The following is a 16,240-nucleotide window of genomic DNA, read 5'->3' as shown; positions in this document are numbered from 1 at the left end:
TGCGTCGTCGAGGGGGCGATGTGCACATGTGGGGTGTCCGGGGCGCGACCGCCCGGAGGCGCCGGGGCCTCCGGCGATCCGGGTTCCGGTTCGCCCGTGCCCGGAACGTGCGGATCAACGCATCACCGGCACGACCGGCCGCCTGGTGCGCCCGGACGTTCCCGTAGCGCCCGGAGGGGCCCGTACGCCCGGTGGTCCCGCGCGTCCCGGGCGCCCCGTGGGCTCCACGGTCACCCGCGGTTCCTGCGGGTACCCCTCGCCCCGGGCGCCGACACGGCCCGCGCCGGCCCGCGCCGGCGCGCACGTCGGCCGCCCCGTCGGCCGTTGCGTCGGCCACCCCGTCGGCCGTGGGAAACCGGGGTCGCCCCACCGCTGTGCGCCGGAGCGGGTACATGCCAATATCCGGGGATGGTGTCACTGAGCGAACTCCTGCCCACCGAGGCGATACGGCTGGACGTGCCCGCGGCCGACTGGCGCGCCGCCCTCCGCACGGCCGGTGACCTGCTGGTCGCGACGGGCAGCGGCACCGACGCCTACACCGACGAGATGATCAGCAACGTCGAGGAGCACGGGCCCTACATCGTCCTCGCCCCCGGGTTCGCCTTCGCACACGCCCGGCCGTCCCCCGCGGTGCGCCGTACCGGCATGGCGTGGGTGCGGCCGGCCGAGCCCGTGCGCTTCGGGCACGAGGCCAACGACCCCGTCACCCTCGTCGTCGCGCTCGCCGCCGAGGACTCCGGGGCCCACACGGCGGCCATGGCGGCCCTCGCCCGGCTGCTGGGCAACCCGGCCACCGAAGCCGCGCTGCGGGCTGCGCCGGGACTCGAGGCGCTGCGCCGGGTGCTGGAAGGCGAGGAGCCGGAAGCGGCGTCCGGACCGCGCCCCGCCACGGCGTCCGCGCGGCGAGCGGACCAGGCGTCCGGAGCCCCTTCCGCCGGGCCGAACGCCCAGTCGGTGCACAAGATCCTCACCGTGTGCGGCAACGGCCTCGGCACCAGCCTCTTCCTCAAGAACACCCTGGAGCGGGTCGTGGAGCGCTGGGGCTGGACGCGGCACCTCACCGTCGAGGCCACCGACACGATCTCCGCCAAGGGCAAGGCGTCGGAGGCGGTGGCCGTCCTCACCTCGCGGGAGATCGCCGAGGCCCTCGGGGACATCGGCGTCCCCGTGCGGGTCGTGGCGGACTTCACCAGCGGCAAGCAGGTCGACGCGGCGCTCCGCGACATCTACGACGTCTGAGACCCCGAGGGCGGGCGCCCCCGGCCGGCGCCCGCCCCCTGCACTCCCCACCGCACCACCCACGGCACGAGGCGGAAGGCTTCATGGACTGGCTGGTCACGATCGCGACGTTCCTCGTCAACGAGGTGCTGAGCGTTCCCGCGTTCCTCATCGGACTCATCACCGCGGCCGGACTCCTCGCACTGCGCAAGCCCGCGGGGCAGGTCGCCGGCGGTGCGATCAAGGCGACGCTGGGCTTCCTGCTCATCAACGCGGGCGCCGGACTCGTCGTCAGCTCGCTGGCCCCGCTGGGCGAGATGATCCAGGGCGCCACCGGAGCGCACGGCGTGATCCCCACCAACGAGGCCATCGTCGGTATCGCGCAGGAGCGGTTCGGTGCCCGTGTCGCCTGGCTGATGATCGTCGGGTTCGGGCTCGGACTGCTGCTGGCCCGCTTCACGCCGCTGCGCTACGTTTTCCTGACGGGCCACCACATGCTGTTCATGGCGACGCTGCTGACCATGGTGCTGGCGACCGCCGGGCTGGAGGCGTGGGCCGTCGTCGTGGTCGGCGGCGTGCTGCTGGGGATCCTCCTGGTGTCGGTGCCCGCCTTCGCCCACCCGTGGACCAAGCGCATCACCGGCAACAACAGCGTCGCCCTCGGCCACTTCGGCACGGCCGGCTACGTGACGGCGGGCGCCGTCGGGCAGCTCGTCGGCAGGCGCAGCCGCAGCACCGAGGACATGAAGCTGCCCGAGGGGCTGCGCTTCCTGCGTGACTCGATGGTCGCCACGGCGCTGTCCATGCTGCTCATCTACGTGACGATGGCGGTGGTGTACGTCGCCGAGGCGGGGCGGCACACCGCCTTCCGAGCGTTCGCCACCGGCGGCGGCGCGCCTGCCGAAGACCTCGGCGACTACCTGATGCGGTCCGTCATGCAGGGTTTGCAGTTCGGCATCTCCGTCGCGGTCATCCTCTTCGGCGTCCGGACGATCCTCGGCGAACTCGTCCCCGCCTTCCAGGGCATCGCGCAGAAGGTGGTGCCGGGCGCCGTGCCCGCGCTGGACGCGCCGATCGTCTTCCCGTACGCGCCCAACGCGGTGCTCGTCGGATTCCTGGCCAGCTTCACCGGCGGACTGTGCACCCTGGCGCTGCTGGCCTGGGTGCTGGGCCCGGCCTTCGGGCTGGCTCTCGTGCTGCCGGGGCTGGTACCGCACTTCTTCACCGGCGGCGCCGCCGGGGTCTTCGGCAACGCGACCGGCGGCAGGCGGGGCGCGGTGGCGGGCGCGTTCTGCAACGGGGTGCTGATCACCCTGCTGCCCGCCGTCCTGACGAAGGTGCTGGGAGCCTTCGGGGACGAGAACACCACGTTCGGGGACGCCGACTTCGGCTGGTTCGGCTCCCTCGTCGGCTTCGCCGCGAAGGCGGGCGGCGCGGGCGGCACAGCGCTGATGCTCGTCGTCGGCGGCGCCGTGCTGGCGGGCGCCGTCGTGGTGCAAAAGCGCGTCGTCGACGCCGGCTGGGACCCTGGCACACACCGGGACGCGCCCGAAGCCGCCGCCTGCGGCGCTGCCCCCTCAGGGGCGGGGGAATCCGGCGCGGGCGTGTCCGGTGCCGCCGCCTCCGGCGCGGGGCGGCCCGGCACGGGAGCCGGCGTTCCTGCGCAGGACTCGGACGCGTCCGCCGGGCCGGGGGAGGAAGGAGCCCGCCGCTACCCCAGAGTCCCGCCACCCGCCGGCGCCCCGGCCCCGCCCCCGCCGCCCCAGGAGTGAACGGGCGCACCCGGCGCGCCATGTCCCCGCATCCGGCCGCCTTCCGCCCCGTTGTCGGTGCCCGCTGATAGAACTCGGCACAAGGACACCACCCGGGAGGGACCGACATGAGCGTACGCACCGTCACTTCGGCCGACGGCACCACTCTCGCCCACGAACGGTTCGGTGAGGGGCCGCCCGTCGTGCTGGTCGGCGGGGCGATGAGCGCGCGCGGGGCGGGCGAGCCGCTGGCCAGGCACCTGGCCAGCGTGGGCATGTCCGCAGTGGTCTACGACCGCAGAGGCAGAGGCGACAGCGGGGACACCCGGCCCTACGCGCCCGAGCGGGAGACGGAGGACCTGGCGGCGGTCGTCGGCGCGCTCGTCGCCCAGGAGGGCGGGGGAGCGGTGTACGCGTTCGGGATGTCGTCGGGCGGCATCGTCGCGCTGAACGCCGCGGCGCGCGCGGACCGGGCGTTCGACCGGCTGGTTGTGTTCGAGCCGCCGTTCACCGGTGCCGCCGGGCAGCCGCAGGCCGTCTCGCACGCGCCACGGCTGGCCGAGCTCGTCGGCGAGGGCCGCCGCGGGGAGGCGGTCGCCTACTTCATGACGGAGATCGTGGGACTGCCGCCGCAGGCCGTCGAAGGCGCGCGGCAGTCGCCCGCGTGGGGCGAGATGCAAAAGCTCGCCCACACCCTCGTCTACGACACGACGCTGCAAGGGGACGCGGACCTGCCGGCCGACACCCTGGCCGCGGCGGACCTGCCCACGCTGGTGCTCAGCAGCGACGCGAGCACGCCCGTCCTGAGGGAAGCGGCCCGTCTCACGGCGGAAGCGCTGCCGCACGGCGGCCACCGCACGCTGGCCGGCGCGTTCCACCACGTTCCCCCGGAGCAACTCGCCCCAATCGTGCGGGACTTCCTGCTCGCCTGACACGGCGCGCCGAGGGGCGTGCCCGGCGGACGCGGAACCGCACACGCCGGGTGGCGCCCCTTCGTCCTACACTTTGCGATCATGTCAATCGACGCCGGGAACCCCGCCCCCTCGCAACCCCCGCTCTTCGACACCATGGCGACGATGCGCGCCATGCGGCGGCTCAAGCCCGACCCCGTGCCGGACGCCTTGCTGGAGCAGCTCGTACAGGCAGCCGTCTGGGGCCCCAGCGGGGGCAACATGCAGTGCTACGAGTACGTCCTGGTCACCGACCGCTCCGTCATGGAACGGCTGGCGCCCCTGTGGAAGCGCTGCGTGGACGCCTACCTGGCCACCACGGGCAAGCACGGCCCCGAGGGCATGGACGAGGCCGCGTACGGGCGGATGGTCGCCGCCATCGAGTACCAGCGCGACCACTTCGCGCAGACCCCCGCGCTCGTCATCCCCTGCTACCGCATGCCCGCTCAGGCGCCGGACGAGGAGGGGCTGCGCCGCTCCGCCGAGGCGCTCGGCGAGAGCGCCGGCCAGGAGCTCGCCCGTATCCAGGAGCGCTTCGCGGCGCTCGCGGAGGGCTCGTGCGTCTACCCCGGGGTGCAGAACCTGCTGCTGGCGGCGCGCGGGCTGGGTCTCGCCGCCAACATCACGATCTGGCACCTGATGCTGGAGGCGGAGTGGAAGCAGGCGCTGGGCATCCCCGAGGACATGCACACCTTCGCCGCGATCCCCGTGGGCTGGCCCCGGGGCAACTTCGGTCCGGTGCGGCGGCGCCCCGTCGCCGAGGTGATCCACCGCGACGGCTGGTGAGCGGTGGCGGTTCCCCGCGGTGAGGGACGCACCGGCGGCACCGCGCGCCGCGCCGGCGCGGGTGGCCGGTGGCGGCGTGCGGGTGTCGCGGGGTTTTCGCGTCGGTACTCGGTACGGACCGCACCCTGATGATGGGATGCCGTCAACGCGCGGGGAGCCCCGCGGCCCCGATCCCGAGGAGGAACCGGCATGAGCAGTGCTGCCACCGGCGAAGGCGCCGGGAACACCGAGTACGGCCGCAAGGCGTTCAAACGGTCCAAGAGCCACTTCGCCGACCGCATCACCGCCGACGGCCGCGACGGCTGGCCCGTGGAGCCGGGCCGCTACCGGCTGGTCGTCAGCCGTGCCTGCCCGTGGGCCAGCCGCGCCTTGGTGTCGCGGCGGCTGCTGGGCCTGGAGGACGCGCTCTCGCTCGGCGTCACCGACCCCATCCAGGACGACCGCAGCTGGCGCTTCACCCTCGACGCCGACGACCGCGACCCGGTGCTGGGCATCCGCTTCCTGCACGAGGCGTACGACAAACGGGAGACGGACTATCCGGGCGGGGTGAGCGTCCCGGCCGTCGTGGACGTGCCCAGCGGCAAGCTGGTCACCAACGACTTCCAGCAGATCACTCTGGATCTGGCCACCGAGTGGCGGGATCTGCACAGGCCGGGCGCTCCGGACCTGTACCCCGAGGCGCTGCGCGACGAGATCGACGAGGTGGCCGAGGGGATCTACCGCGACGTCAACAACGGGGTCTACCGTGCGGGGTTCGCCACCTCGCAGGAGAAGTACGAGGCCGCCTACAGGGACGTCTTCCGCCGTCTCGACCAGGTGTCCGAGCGGTTGCGTGACCAGCGCTATCTGGTGGGTGACACCCTCACCGAGGCGGACATCCGGCTGTTCACCACGCTGGTGCGGTTCGACGCCGTCTACCACGGCCACTTCAAGTGCAACCGCAACAAGCTGGAGCAGGACCCGGTGCTGTGGGGCTACGTGCGCGATCTGTACCAGACACCCGGCTTCGGCGACACGGTCGACTTCGACCACATCAAGCGCCACTACTACGTCGTCCACACGGGCATCAACCCGACCTCCATCGTGCCCGCGGGCCCCGACCTGTCCGGCTGGCTGACCCCGCACCACCGCGAACAGCTCGGCGGGCGCCCGTTCGGCGACGGCACCCCGCCGGGCCCCGTGCCCGCCGGTGAGGAGGTCCCGGCCGGCCACCGGCCCTGACCGGCCGGCCGCCGCTCCGGCCCCGGCCGGCAACCGCTCCGGCCGGCCGCCTTCACCGCCCCGACGACCGTCGAAGCCCGCACACGGCGGTCTCTCACACCGGCCGGTCTCACACCGGCCGGTTCCTCACCGCCCCAGCGGGAAGTCGAGCCAGGGCAGCCAGCGGCCCTCCTCGTGGACGACCAGGTCGACAAGGTCCACCCGCGCCGTCACAGGCAGATGCTTGCGCAGGTGGGCTTCGGCGCGCCTGTGCACGCCCTCGCCCCCGCTGTTGGCCACCGTCAGGTGCGGAGCGAGCTCGCCGAAGAGTCCGCCGTAGGGAGGGTGGGAGGGCCACCGCCGTGCCACCTCGGCGGTCAGGGCCCGCAGCGGTGCGGCGGGTTCGGGCACGAGATACAGGACGCCGGGGAAGCGGGCGCAGTCCGCGAAGGTGAGTGTGAACGCGGGCCGCGACGCGAACACCTCGCGCAGCGCCGCCCGTTCGGCGGCTCCGATCCGGTCGCGGTGCAGGAAGGGGAAGAGCACGGTCACGTGGGCGACGCCCCCGTACCGTGCCGCCGTGTCGTACCGCGCCCGCCAGCCGCGCACCACCGCGTCCACCTCGGGCACGGCCACGCTCAGCGCCGTCGTACCCGGGGCGAGAGGCCAGCCCTCGCCGGCGCCGCCGTTCGCGGGCGCGGCGGCCGGCCGCGTCGCCGGGGCGTCGTCCCGTCCGACCTGCGTACCGTCCACGGACGGCACGCTAGCGGGCGGCCCGCGCCGGTAGGGCGCCGGGTGTCCGGCGCCGGGAACGCCCCCGCGCGATACGGCGGTTGACGCGGCCGTGGCCTGCCGGAAGAGTCGCGGGCGTGGAGATCGAAGAGCTGACGGATCCTGAGCGGCGCATCGGGGAGGCGTTCCCCCGCGGTGGGACGGTGGACCTGACCGGCGCCGACGACCGGACGGTACGTGCCCGGGTGCTGCGCTCCTTGCTGCTGCGGGCGCCGTCGGAGGACGGGGAGATACCCGCGCTGCGGCTGCGGGGCGCGCGGGTCACCGGCTCGCTCGACCTGCACTCGGCCGTGGTGTCGTGCCCCGTCTCGCTGACGGACTGCTCCTTCGACGAGCCCGTCGTCTTCTACGGCGCCGAGTGCCGGGGGCTGTCCCTGCGCGGCTGCCGGATGCCGGAACTGTGGGCGACCACGGTGCGGGTGGGCGGGGCGCTGCGGCTGAGCGACTGCCGTGTGACCCGGCAGGTGCGGCTGGGCGGAGCGCGCGTCGAGGGCGCGCTGTTCCTGGAGCGCGCCGTGCTCGGGGCCGGGCCTGACGCCGAAGGGCGCGGCCCCGCGCAGGCGGGGGCGCGGGCGCGGGCCCTGGGGCTGGACCACGCCACCATCGGCGAGGACCTGCGCGCCGCCCATCTGACCTGCTACGGGCAGGCACGTCTTGACGGCCTGACCGTCACGGGCCACATCGGCTTCGACGACGCCCGCTTCCTGCACCCCGCGGGCACCGCGCTCCAGGCGGAGACCGTCACGGTCGGTACCGACCTGCACGCCATGCGGGTCCGCGCCGAGGGGCGGGTCGACCTGCGCGGCGCCACCGTCCCAGGGCAGCTCAACCTCGCCTACGCCCAGCTGTCCAACCCCGGCGGCGTCGCACTGCGGGCCAGCAGCTGCACGGCGGGGGAGCTGTGGCTGCGCGAGGCCAGGCGCATCGAGGGCACCGTCAATCTGCGCAGAGCCAGATGCGACCTGCTGCACGTCAGCCCCGAGGTGTGGCCCGCCTCCGTCCGCCTGGACGGCCTCACCTACACCACCCTCGCCCCCACTCTTCCCGCCGCTCGGCGCCTGGAGACGCTCACCCGGGACGCGGACGGGTACGTGCCCTTCGCGTACGAGCAGCTGACCGCGGCCTACCGGCACATCGGCGACGACGCGGCGGCGCGCTCGGTGCAGCTGGCCAAGCAGCGCAGACACCGCACGACCCTGCCGCTGTACGCGCGGCTGTGGGGCCACTTGCAGGACGCGACGGTCGGCTACGGCTTCCGGCCCATGCGGGCCGCCGGATGGCTGGCGGGGCTGCTGCTGGTGGGGACGCTCGCCTACGGGCTGCATCCGCCTCGCCCCCTCAAGGCGGACGAGGCCCCCGGGTTCAACGCCCTCGCCTACGCCCTCGATCTGCTGCTGCCCATCATCGACTTCGGGCAGGAGAAGGCGTACGCGCCGCAGGGCGGGTACCAGTGGCTGGCGTATCTGCTGATCGTCGCGGGCTGGGTGCTGGCCACCACCTTCGTGGCGGGCGTCAACCGCACGGTGAGCAGGTACTGAGGGGCCCCGTTGCGCAGGCGGGGCGCACCGGTGCGCTCAGGAGGCACGCCAGACCGTGGTGGCGTTGCAGAACTCGCGGATGCCGTGGCCCGCGAGTTCGCGCCCGTATCCGGAGCGTTTGACGCCGCCGAAGGGGAGCGCGGGATGCGAGGCGGTCATGCCGTTGAAGTAGATGCCGCCCGCCTCCACGTCCCGCACGAAGCGCTCGGTCTCGGCCTCGTCCTGCGTCCAGACGTTCGAACTGAGGCCGAAGGAGGTGTCGTTGGCGACCTCGATCGCCTCGTCCACGTCGCGGACGCGGTAGAGCGTGGCGACAGGCCCGAACGTCTCCTCGCGGTGGATGCGCATCCGGTCGGTGATGCCGGTCAGCACGGTCGGCTCGTAGAAGAAGCCGCGCTCCAGCCCCTCTGGGCGGCGGCCCCCGCACAGGGCCTGCGCCCCCTGCGCGAGCGCGTCGGTGACCAGCTCCTCCAGGTCGTCGCGGCCCTGCGCGCTGGAGAGCGGGCCCACGTCCGTGCCGGGTTCCATGGGGTCGCCGACGGTCAGGTCGCGCATGCCCGCGGTGAACCGTTCGGCGAACGCGTCGTAGACGTCCGTGTGGACGATGAAGCGCTTGGCCGCGATGCACGACTGGCCGGCGTTTTGCACCCGCGCGGTCACCGCCGTGCGGGCCGCGGCGTCGATGTCGGCCGAGGGCATCACGACGTAGGGGTCGCTGCCGCCCAGTTCCAGGACGGTCTTCTTGATCTCGTCCCCGGCGATCGACGCCACCGAGCGGCCCGCTCCCTCACTCCCGGTCAGGGTCGCGGCGGCCACCCGCCGGTCCCGCAGCACCGACTCGATCGCGCTGGAGGGCACCAGCAGCGTCTGGAAACAGCCCGGCGCGAAGCCCGCCCGGTGAAAGAGGTCACCCAGGTAGAGCGCGGTCTGCGGCACGTTCGAGGCGTGCTTGAGCAGCCCGACGTTGCCCGCCATGAGCGCGGGCGCGGCGAACCTGATGACCTGCCACAGCGGGAAGTTCCACGGCATGACGGCGAGCACGGGGCCCAGCGGCCGGTAGCAGACCTTGGCCCGTACGGCGCCCGCGTCCTGGACGTCGTCCGCTGCCGGGTACTCGTTGGCCAGCAGCGCCTCGGCGTGCGCGGCGTACCAGCGCATCGTCTTCACGCACTTGGCGGCCTCCGCCTCGGCGGCGGCCAGGGGCTTGCCCATCTCGGTGGTGATGACGCGTGCGACACCGCTCGCCTCCCGCTCCAGCAGGTCGGCCGCCGCGTTCAGCAGCCGGGCCCGCTCCTCGAACGTGGTGGTGCGGTAGGTGCGGAAGGCGGCGTCGGCCTCCGCGAGGCGCCGTTCGATCTCCTCGTCGGACAGCGGGTCGAACGTCTTGAGGGTTTCGCCGTCAACGGGGTTCACGGTGGCGATCGGCATGGGTGCGGCCTCTCAGCGCTCCGGGCCGGCGCCGGGGCCGGCCCTGGTTGCTTCCGGTGTGGTCAGCGGTTGCTTGCGGTGCGGTCAGCTCTCGGTCGCGGGCGGCACGTCGTCGGGGTCGTAGTCGTCCACCCCGGCCTCGACGCGCTCCTCCTCGGTACGCCGGGCCAGCTCGTCGTCGTCGGGCTTGTCCGGCATGCCGCCGTGGATACGGCGCTCCTCGGGCCCGCGGATCTGGTCCGGCTCGTTGCCCGCCTGGTCGGGTTGGCGCTTGGACATGTCCAGCTCCTCACCTCGAAGAAATACCGTTCGTTCCCTTTGCAGTCGTTTTCCCTGGTTCCTCCCGTCCAGGGAACACCCATCTGCCGCAGCACACCAAGCGGAGCGGCTGCCCGCGGAGGCCGCCGCTCCTCAGGTGTTGGACGAGGAGGCGCTGATCTCGCTCAGCGTCGAGTCCGTGTCGTGTTCGACCGCCAGGTCACCCAGCGCCACCACGCCCACGGCCTCGCCGTTCTCGACGACCGGCAGCCGCCGCAGCGCGTGCTCGCGCATCAGTCCGACCGCCCGGCCGACCTCGTCGCCCGGTGCGACGGTGACCAGCTGCGGGCTGCACGCCTCCCGGACCGTCGTACAGCCGGGGTCGAGGCCCTCGGCCAGCACGCGGATCGCCAGATCACGGTCGGTGACCAGGCCGCGCAATTCGTCGCGCTCCGTCACCAGTACCGCGCCGATGTCCTCGTCCCGCATGCGCTGCGCGACCTCGCCGACGCCGGTGAGCGTGCCGACGGCGACCGGCGCCGCGGTCATGACGTCGTGCACCTGCTGGACCATGGTCCGCCTCCTTGAGCACGGGCGGCGGCTCCGGAACGCCGCCGCGGGCCCTGCGGGTACCCGGCGCCGCCCCGCTCACGCCGCACGGCGGGAAGGCCGCGCCGCCGAAGTCGCGCCGCCGGTCAGCCGTGTTCCGCACCCACCGGGCGCCGGGTACTAGGGTCGCGACCATGACGCAGGAGGTGTCTTCTCAGCGACGTCGCGGCCACGGCACGCAGCCGTGGCCGCTGCGGGACTACGCGTTCCTCGGCGACGGCGAGCGCGGCGCCCTCGTCAGCCCGCGGGGCGAGCTCGTGTGGATGTGCGCGCCCCGCTGGGACAGTGACGCGGTCTTCTCCCGGCTCATCGGCGGAGCGGGCCGGTACGCCCTGCTCCCCGACGACGACTGGCAGGTGTCGGGCGGCTTCTACGAGAGCGGCACCCTCATCCGCGTCAGCCGCTGGGTGACCGCGGACGCCGTGCTCCTCACCCGGGACGCCCTGGCCCTGCCCGCCACGCCTGAGCGTCTCGTAGTCCTGCGCCAGATCAGCGTCGAGCGCGGGCCGTCCTCGGGGGCCGGAGTGCGCATGTACCTCGACCCCCGTCCGGGCTTCGGCAAGGCCGCGATGGGCGCGTGGCGGCGGTCGCAGGAGGGGCCGGGCTCCGTGGGGGGCCAGGGTGCCGTGTGGGAGACCTTCGGCGGCGGGCTGCGCATGCGCTGGTCCGGCGCCCCTGAGGCCCGGCCGGGGGCGGACGGGGCGCTGTATGGCGGGTTCGTCCTCGGGGAGGGCGAGCGGCGCGACCTCGTCCTGGAGATCGCCACCGAGCGGGCGTCCGCTGGCGCCGGGCTGGAGCCCCACGGCCTGTGGAAGGAGACCGAGCGCCGCTGGCGGCAGTCCGTGCCCGACTGCTCGGACCTGCTGGCCCCGCGGGACGCGCGGCAGGCGTACGCGGTGCTCACGGGGCTGACCAGCGGCGCCGGCGGCATGGCGGCGGCCGCCACCACCTCTCTGCCGGAGCACGCGGGCGAGGGCCGCAACTACGATTACCGGTACGCCTGGCTGCGTGACCAGAGCTACGCGGGGATCGCGGTGGCCGCGCACGGACCGCACCCGCTGCTGGACGGCGCGGTCGACTTCGTCACCGCACGTGTCCTGGCGGACGGCGACTCGCTGCGGCCCGCCTACACCGTCACAGGGGAGCGCGTCCCCGACGAGCACAGCCTGGGGCTGAGCGGCTATCCGGGCGGCAGCGACCGGGTCGGCAACAAGGCGGGCGGCCAGTTCCAGCTCGACACCTTCGGCGAGGTCCTCCAGCTGTACGCGGCCGCCGCACCCCACGGCCACCTGGACAACCCCGACGTGCGCCGCGCGGTCGACGTCGCCGTCGCGGCCGTCGAGCGCAACTGGCAGCAGCCGGAGGCGGGGCTGTGGGAGCTGGAGAAGCGCTGGTGGACGCACTCCCGCCTCAGCGTGGTGGCCGGTCTGCGGGCCCTGGCGGCGCAGCTGCCCGAGCGGGAGGCGCGGCGCCACCAGCGGCTCGCCGCAACCGTGCTGGAGGGGACCCGCGCCCGCTGTCTGCGCGGCGACGGGGTGTGGGCCCGTGCCGCCGACGACCCGAACATGGACGCCGGCGTCCTGCTGCCGCTGGCCCGCGGCTGCCTGCCGGAGGAGGACCCGACCGCGGCCCGCACCGTGGCCGCCGTGCAGGCGGAGCTCGCCGAGGACGGCTACGTCTACCGCTTCCGGCACGACCACCGGCCGCTCGCGGCGGCGGAGGGCGCCTTCCTGCTGTGCGGCTTCATGATGTCCCTGGCCGTCGACCGCCTCGGTGACCGCCCCGCCGCCTTCCGCTGGTTCGAACGCAACAGGGGCGCGTACGGGCCGCCGACCCTGTACGCGGAGGAGTTCGACGTCGAGCAGCGCCAGCTGCGCGGCAACCTGCCGCAGGGGTTCGTGCACGCTCTGCTGCTGGAGAACGCGGTCCGGCTGGCCGAGGAGTGACCGCGCCGCGGGAGCACGACCCCGCCGTGGGCACGGAGCGTGACTCCGCCGTGGAAAGTGGTTTTCGCCACCCGAGAGCGGAGCGCGTGGTACCGGCACGTACCCTCGTGAGCCGCACGGCCTTTCGGGACCGGGCCGGGCGTGGCGAGTGACGAGGAGAGATGCCCGTGGATGCCAGCAGCCGTATCGAAGCGGTGTACGCAGACGTTCTGCGCCGGAACCCCGGTGAGTCCGAGTTCCACCAGGCCGTGCACGAAGTGCTGCACAGCCTTGAGCCGGTGCTGCGCAAGCGGCCCGAGTACGCCGAGGCGAAGCTGGTGGAGCGGCTGGTCGAGCCCGAGCGGCAGGTCCTCTTCCGGGTGCCGTGGACCGACGACGCCGGAGAGGTCCACGTCAACCGCGGGTTCCGGGTCCAGTTCAGCAGCGCGCTGGGCCCCTACAAGGGCGGGCTGCGGTTCGTGCCCGATCTGGGGCTGGGGACCGTGAAGTTCCTCGCCTTCGAGCAGATCTTCAAGAACGCGCTGACCGGTCTCGGCATCGGCGCGGGCAAGGGCGGCGCGGACTTCGACCCGAAGAACCGCAGCGACGCGGAGGTCATGCGCTTCTGCCAGTCGTTCATGACGGAGCTCTACCGCCACCTGGGCGACCACACCGACGTGCCCGCGGGCGACATCAACGTCGGCGGCCGGGAGATCGGCTACCTGTTCGGCCAGTACAAGCGGCTGACCAACCGCTTCGAGGCGGGCGTCCTCACCGGCAAGGGCACCGGCTGGGGCGGCTCGCACGCCCGTACGGAGGCGACCGGGTACGGCACCGTGCACTTCGTCCGCGAGATGCTCGCCACCCGCGGCGAGGACCTGGCGGGCCGCCGCGTCGTCCTCTCCGGCTCCGGCAACGTGTCGCTGTTCGCCATCGAGAAGGCGCAGGAGCTCGGCGCGCAGGTCATCGCCTGCTCCGACTCCTCCGGCTACCTGGTGGACGAGGACGGACTCGACCTCGACCTGCTCAAGGAGATCAAGCTGGAGCGCCGCAGCCGCCTCGACACCTACGCCGAGGCCCGCACGGCTGCCCGCTTCAGCACCCGCGGCTCGGTCTACGACGTGGCCTGCGACATCGCCCTGCCGTGCGCGACGCAGAACGAGCTGACCGAGCAGCACGCGGTGGTCCTGGTCAAGAACGGCGTCAAGGCCATCGCCGAGGGCGCGAACATGCCCTGCACCCCTTACGCCGTCGAGGTGCTGCGGGAGGCGGGCGTCCTCTACGGTCCTGGCAAGGCAGCCAACGCGGGCGGGGTGGCGACCTCGGCCCTGGAGATGCAGCAGAACGCCGCCCGCGACTCCTGGCCCTTCGAGCAGGCCGAGGGGCGCCTGGCCGCCGTGATGCGCGACATCCACACCCAGTGCGTCGCCGCCGCCGAGGAGTTCGGTACGCCCGACGACTACGTGCTGGGCGCCAACGCCGCCGGGTTCCTCCGCGTCGCCGACGCGATGCGCGACCAGGGCGTGGTCTGAGCGGCCTGAGCCCATGAGGCGCACGGCCGCGGGCACACCCCCGTACCGGCCCTTGCGGTGCGCTGCCGCCTCAGGCCCGGTGGCCCCCTTCGGGGGCGCACCGCCTCAGGGGACGCGGTGGCGGGCGACGTGGCGTGCGGGGAAGCCGGCCGGGTCGCGGGCGCGCTCGGCGAGCATCCGTTCGGCGAAGGTGACGCCCTCGTCCAGGACCTCGTCGAGCGGGTCCAGGAAGGCCAGGGCCTCGGGGCGTTCCGCGCCGGTGGCGACCCGGGCCCGCAGGCCCGCCCGGCTCAACCGCAGGAGCTCGGCGGCGACCTCGCGCACCGGGCGCCCCGCGAGCCGCGCCCCCAGGCCCCGGCGGGCGATCTCCTCCAGGGCGGCCCGGTGCTCCCGGGGACTGATGCCGTGCAGCATCTCCCGGGCGGCCTCCCGCGCGGGCGGGTGGTAGCCGAGCCCGCTGAAGAAGGCGGGCGCGGCGAACAGCGCCCGGTAGGGCGGGCCGTCCACGGCGCGCAGCTCCAGCGTCTCGCGTACCCGGACGTCGGAGAAGATCTGGGAGAGGTGTGAGCGCCAGTCGGCGAGCCCCGGCCGTCCACCGTCGGGGAAACCGGTCGTCAACAGGGTGCCGAAGCCGGCAGCGGGCGCCGGGCACCGGCCGCCGTCCGGCGCTGCCCGGTGGATCATGGGGAGGGTCAGCGCCCAGTCGACGACCTTCTCGACGTCCACGTCCTGCCGCAGCATCGCCGGGATGACACCGGTACGGGCCGGGTCCGTGCGGCGGAGACTGTCCATGCGCCGCGACAGCAGCCCGCACGGCCGCCCGCCCTCCAGCGGCGCGTTGACGAACAGCGCGGCGGCCGGTGTGGAGACGGCGGCCAGCGTGCGCAGCTTGTCTGCCAGGTCGTCGGGCGAGGTGACGTCGAGGGAGACCTGGGTGGACAGCGCCAGGGACATCACCCAAGGGCCGCCGGACCCCGCGGGGCCGAGGCTCTCGAAGTGGCGCCGCATCACGGGCGTGCGCGAGTGGGGCACCCAGGAGACCTCGTGGGGAGCCGTGAACGGGTACTGCCCTCCCGGTACCAGGGCGAAGCCGAGTCGCCGCGCCGCGGCGGCCACCTCGCGCAGGGCCGTGTCCGTCACCCGGGCGAGCTCCGCCACGCAAGAGCGCGGCGGCGAGGAGTACTCGACCGCGCCGCCGTGCTCCAGCGTGACCGTGCCGCCCCCGGCCAGCCGGACCCCGGTCAGCGCCGCGCGGTCGGACAGGGGTGCGGCGCCTGGCCACTCGGCGGCCAGCAGCTCCAGCAGGGCGCGGAGCCCGCGCGGGCCCCCGTAGGGCACGGCGGCGCCGGTCACCGGGTCCACCGCGGCCGTCTCCACCTCGACGCCCACCAACTCACGCGGCCCGCCCGCACCCGCGCCGACGACACTCGCGCCGGACGCACCCGCGCCTGCGGCACCGGCGAAGACGCCGCGGAGCGCGGCCCGGGTCAGCGGTGGAGGAGCGGAAGGGGAAGCCATGGCGTACCTCGGCGGGGGCGGGCGGCGGACGACGCGGCGGACGGGGAGAACGCCACCATCCTCGCGCCCGTCGTCGCCGTCACGCCGAACCCGCCGCCACCCGGGTGACCCCTTCGGGTGCGGGCCGCCCGCTCACGGCGCCCGGCGCCCTCACCACAGCCAGGCGCTCGACGTCATCCCGCCGAGCGCCGCGCCGGCCACCGTCTGCGCCACCGTGTGGTACGTCAGCGCTATCCGCGACCAGCACACGGCCGCCACCACCGCGTAGGCGGCCAGCCACCAGGGCGAGTGCACCACCGCCAGCATCGTCACCACACCGGAGGCCACCGCCGCGTCCACGCTGATCTTCCACACCGAGTTCACCGTCATCAGGCACACGGTCATCGCCCACATGGCCACCATGGCGACCAACAGGTCGGCGGGGGCACGCCCGAGCAGCATCACCAGCGCACCCAGACCGACGGAGCCGAGAATCACCAGGAAGATCGGGAGCCGCTGCCCGCGGTCCACCACGTGCCGGTCGCCCCAGGTGCCGCGCCGCCGCTCCCAGTCGATGTACGAGGCCGGGACGACGCCCGCACACAGGGCGGCGAACAGCCCCCACGGCGCCCCCGTCCAGTCACCCGCGGCAGCGATCCCCAGCCCGGTGAGTCCTGCGAGCAGTGTGTTGCGGGGTTGCAGGACGTCGGTGACCAGGCGAGCGGTTCTCACAGTGGTGGTCATGGGTGTGGGGCT

At 74.0% G+C, this 16,240-nt stretch carries 14 protein-coding genes; 8 read left to right on the top strand and 6 right to left on the bottom strand.

Features of this window, described 5'->3' with window-relative positions; all coding sequences use genetic code 11:
• Nucleotides 1-408: 408 nt before the first annotated feature.
• From DQ392_RS07345 to DQ392_RS07325, 5 genes are all read left to right on the top strand, one after another.
• Nucleotides 409-1,239, top strand: coding sequence for a PTS sugar transporter subunit IIAB (locus tag DQ392_RS07345; protein WP_114014680.1), 831 nt, complete (start codon nucleotides 409-411; stop codon nucleotides 1,237-1,239).
• Between the two features lie 83 nt (nucleotides 1,240-1,322).
• Nucleotides 1,323-2,990 (top strand): PTS ascorbate transporter subunit IIC, encoded by a 1,668-nt coding sequence (locus tag DQ392_RS07340; RefSeq protein ID WP_114014679.1) that lies wholly within the window; start codon nucleotides 1,323-1,325, stop codon nucleotides 2,988-2,990.
• A gap of 107 nt (nucleotides 2,991-3,097) precedes the next feature.
• Nucleotides 3,098-3,901 (top strand): alpha/beta fold hydrolase, encoded by an 804-nt coding sequence (locus DQ392_RS07335; RefSeq protein WP_114014678.1) that lies wholly within the window; start codon nucleotides 3,098-3,100, stop codon nucleotides 3,899-3,901.
• 81 nt (nucleotides 3,902-3,982) lie between these two features.
• Complete coding sequence (locus DQ392_RS07330; RefSeq protein WP_114014677.1) at nucleotides 3,983-4,705, top strand: nitroreductase family protein; 723 nt, start codon at nucleotides 3,983-3,985, stop codon at nucleotides 4,703-4,705.
• A gap of 189 nt (nucleotides 4,706-4,894) precedes the next feature.
• Nucleotides 4,895-5,926 (top strand): glutathione S-transferase family protein, encoded by a 1,032-nt coding sequence (locus DQ392_RS07325; protein WP_114014676.1) that lies wholly within the window; start codon nucleotides 4,895-4,897, stop codon nucleotides 5,924-5,926.
• Between the two features lie 126 nt (nucleotides 5,927-6,052).
• Here DQ392_RS07325 and DQ392_RS07320 read toward each other — a convergent pair whose 3' ends face one another.
• Complete coding sequence (locus DQ392_RS07320; protein WP_425470496.1) at nucleotides 6,053-6,658, bottom strand: 2'-5' RNA ligase family protein; 606 nt, start codon at nucleotides 6,656-6,658, stop codon at nucleotides 6,053-6,055.
• Between the two features lie 116 nt (nucleotides 6,659-6,774).
• On the opposite strand from DQ392_RS07320, the gene DQ392_RS07315 reads away from it, so the two are divergent.
• The gene (locus DQ392_RS07315) at nucleotides 6,775-8,235 is read left to right on the top strand and encodes a membrane-associated oxidoreductase (RefSeq protein ID WP_114014675.1); all 1,461 of its coding nucleotides are present in this window, start codon (nucleotides 6,775-6,777) and stop codon (nucleotides 8,233-8,235) included.
• A 36-nt stretch (nucleotides 8,236-8,271) separates the two neighbouring features.
• Here DQ392_RS07315 and DQ392_RS07310 read toward each other — a convergent pair whose 3' ends face one another.
• The 3 genes from DQ392_RS07310 to DQ392_RS07300 all read right to left on the bottom strand — a co-directional run bounded on the left by DQ392_RS07310 (nucleotide 8,272) and on the right by DQ392_RS07300 (nucleotide 10,494).
• On the bottom strand, nucleotides 8,272-9,663 hold the full coding sequence (locus tag DQ392_RS07310) for an NADP-dependent succinic semialdehyde dehydrogenase (RefSeq protein ID WP_114014674.1): 1,392 nt from the start codon (nucleotides 9,661-9,663) through the stop codon (nucleotides 8,272-8,274).
• Nucleotides 9,664-9,747: 84 nt separating this feature from the next.
• Nucleotides 9,748-9,942 carry a hypothetical protein gene (locus DQ392_RS07305; protein ID WP_114014673.1) on the bottom strand — a complete coding sequence of 65 codons (195 nt, stop codon included), beginning with the start codon at nucleotides 9,940-9,942 and terminating at the stop codon, nucleotides 9,748-9,750.
• A 132-nt stretch (nucleotides 9,943-10,074) separates the two neighbouring features.
• On the bottom strand, nucleotides 10,075-10,494 hold the full coding sequence (locus tag DQ392_RS07300) for a CBS domain-containing protein (protein WP_114014672.1): 420 nt from the start codon (nucleotides 10,492-10,494) through the stop codon (nucleotides 10,075-10,077).
• A 170-nt stretch (nucleotides 10,495-10,664) separates the two neighbouring features.
• Here DQ392_RS07300 and DQ392_RS07295 point away from each other — a divergent pair, with 170 nt between their 5' ends.
• Nucleotides 10,665-12,476 carry a glycoside hydrolase family 15 protein gene (locus DQ392_RS07295; protein WP_114014671.1) on the top strand — a complete coding sequence of 604 codons (1,812 nt, stop codon included), beginning with the start codon at nucleotides 10,665-10,667 and terminating at the stop codon, nucleotides 12,474-12,476.
• Nucleotides 12,477-12,637: 161 nt separating this feature from the next.
• Nucleotides 12,638-13,987, top strand: a complete 1,350-nt coding sequence (gene gdhA / locus DQ392_RS07290; protein ID WP_114014670.1) for an NADP-specific glutamate dehydrogenase — start codon at nucleotides 12,638-12,640, stop codon at nucleotides 13,985-13,987.
• A 105-nt stretch (nucleotides 13,988-14,092) separates the two neighbouring features.
• Here gdhA and DQ392_RS07285 read toward each other — a convergent pair whose 3' ends face one another.
• Nucleotides 14,093-15,505 carry a glutamate-cysteine ligase family protein gene (locus DQ392_RS07285; protein WP_114014669.1) on the bottom strand — a complete coding sequence of 471 codons (1,413 nt, stop codon included), beginning with the start codon at nucleotides 15,503-15,505 and terminating at the stop codon, nucleotides 14,093-14,095.
• 150 nt (nucleotides 15,506-15,655) lie between these two features.
• Entirely contained in the window at nucleotides 15,656-16,228 is a 573-nt protein-coding gene (locus DQ392_RS07280) for a hypothetical protein (RefSeq protein ID WP_114014668.1), read from the bottom strand.
• Between the last annotated feature and the right edge of the window lie 12 nt (nucleotides 16,229-16,240).

The organism is Streptomyces reniochalinae, from assembly GCF_003323735.1.
GTDB classification, from domain to species: domain Bacteria; phylum Actinomycetota; class Actinomycetes; order Streptomycetales; family Streptomycetaceae; genus Streptomyces; species Streptomyces reniochalinae.
The sequence above is the reverse complement of the archived record's forward strand: the minus strand, read 5'-3'. Positions and strand labels throughout refer to the sequence as shown.

What these genes read in the sequence shown, in the direction of transcription:
- DQ392_RS07345 (WP_114014680.1), top strand. Translation starts at nt 409, where the DNA reads ATGGTGTCACTGAGCGAACTCCTGCCCACCGAGGCGATACGGCTGGAC.
- DQ392_RS07340 (WP_114014679.1), top strand. Translation starts at nt 1,323, where the DNA reads ATGGACTGGCTGGTCACGATCGCGACGTTCCTCGTCAACGAGGTGCTG.
- DQ392_RS07335 (WP_114014678.1), top strand. Translation starts at nt 3,098, where the DNA reads ATGAGCGTACGCACCGTCACTTCGGCCGACGGCACCACTCTCGCCCAC.
- DQ392_RS07330 (WP_114014677.1), top strand. Translation starts at nt 3,983, where the DNA reads ATGTCAATCGACGCCGGGAACCCCGCCCCCTCGCAACCCCCGCTCTTC.
- DQ392_RS07325 (WP_114014676.1), top strand. Translation starts at nt 4,895, where the DNA reads ATGAGCAGTGCTGCCACCGGCGAAGGCGCCGGGAACACCGAGTACGGC.
- DQ392_RS07310 (WP_114014674.1), bottom strand. Translation starts at nt 9,663, where the DNA reads ATGCCGATCGCCACCGTGAACCCCGTTGACGGCGAAACCCTCAAGACG.
- DQ392_RS07305 (WP_114014673.1), bottom strand. Translation starts at nt 9,942, where the DNA reads ATGTCCAAGCGCCAACCCGACCAGGCGGGCAACGAGCCGGACCAGATC.
- DQ392_RS07300 (WP_114014672.1), bottom strand. Translation starts at nt 10,494, where the DNA reads ATGGTCCAGCAGGTGCACGACGTCATGACCGCGGCGCCGGTCGCCGTC.
- DQ392_RS07295 (WP_114014671.1), top strand. Translation starts at nt 10,665, where the DNA reads ATGACGCAGGAGGTGTCTTCTCAGCGACGTCGCGGCCACGGCACGCAG.
- gdhA (WP_114014670.1), top strand. Translation starts at nt 12,638, where the DNA reads ATGCCCGTGGATGCCAGCAGCCGTATCGAAGCGGTGTACGCAGACGTT.
- DQ392_RS07285 (WP_114014669.1), bottom strand. Translation starts at nt 15,505, where the DNA reads ATGGCTTCCCCTTCCGCTCCTCCACCGCTGACCCGGGCCGCGCTCCGC.
- DQ392_RS07280 (WP_114014668.1), bottom strand. Translation starts at nt 16,228, where the DNA reads ATGACCACCACTGTGAGAACCGCTCGCCTGGTCACCGACGTCCTGCAA.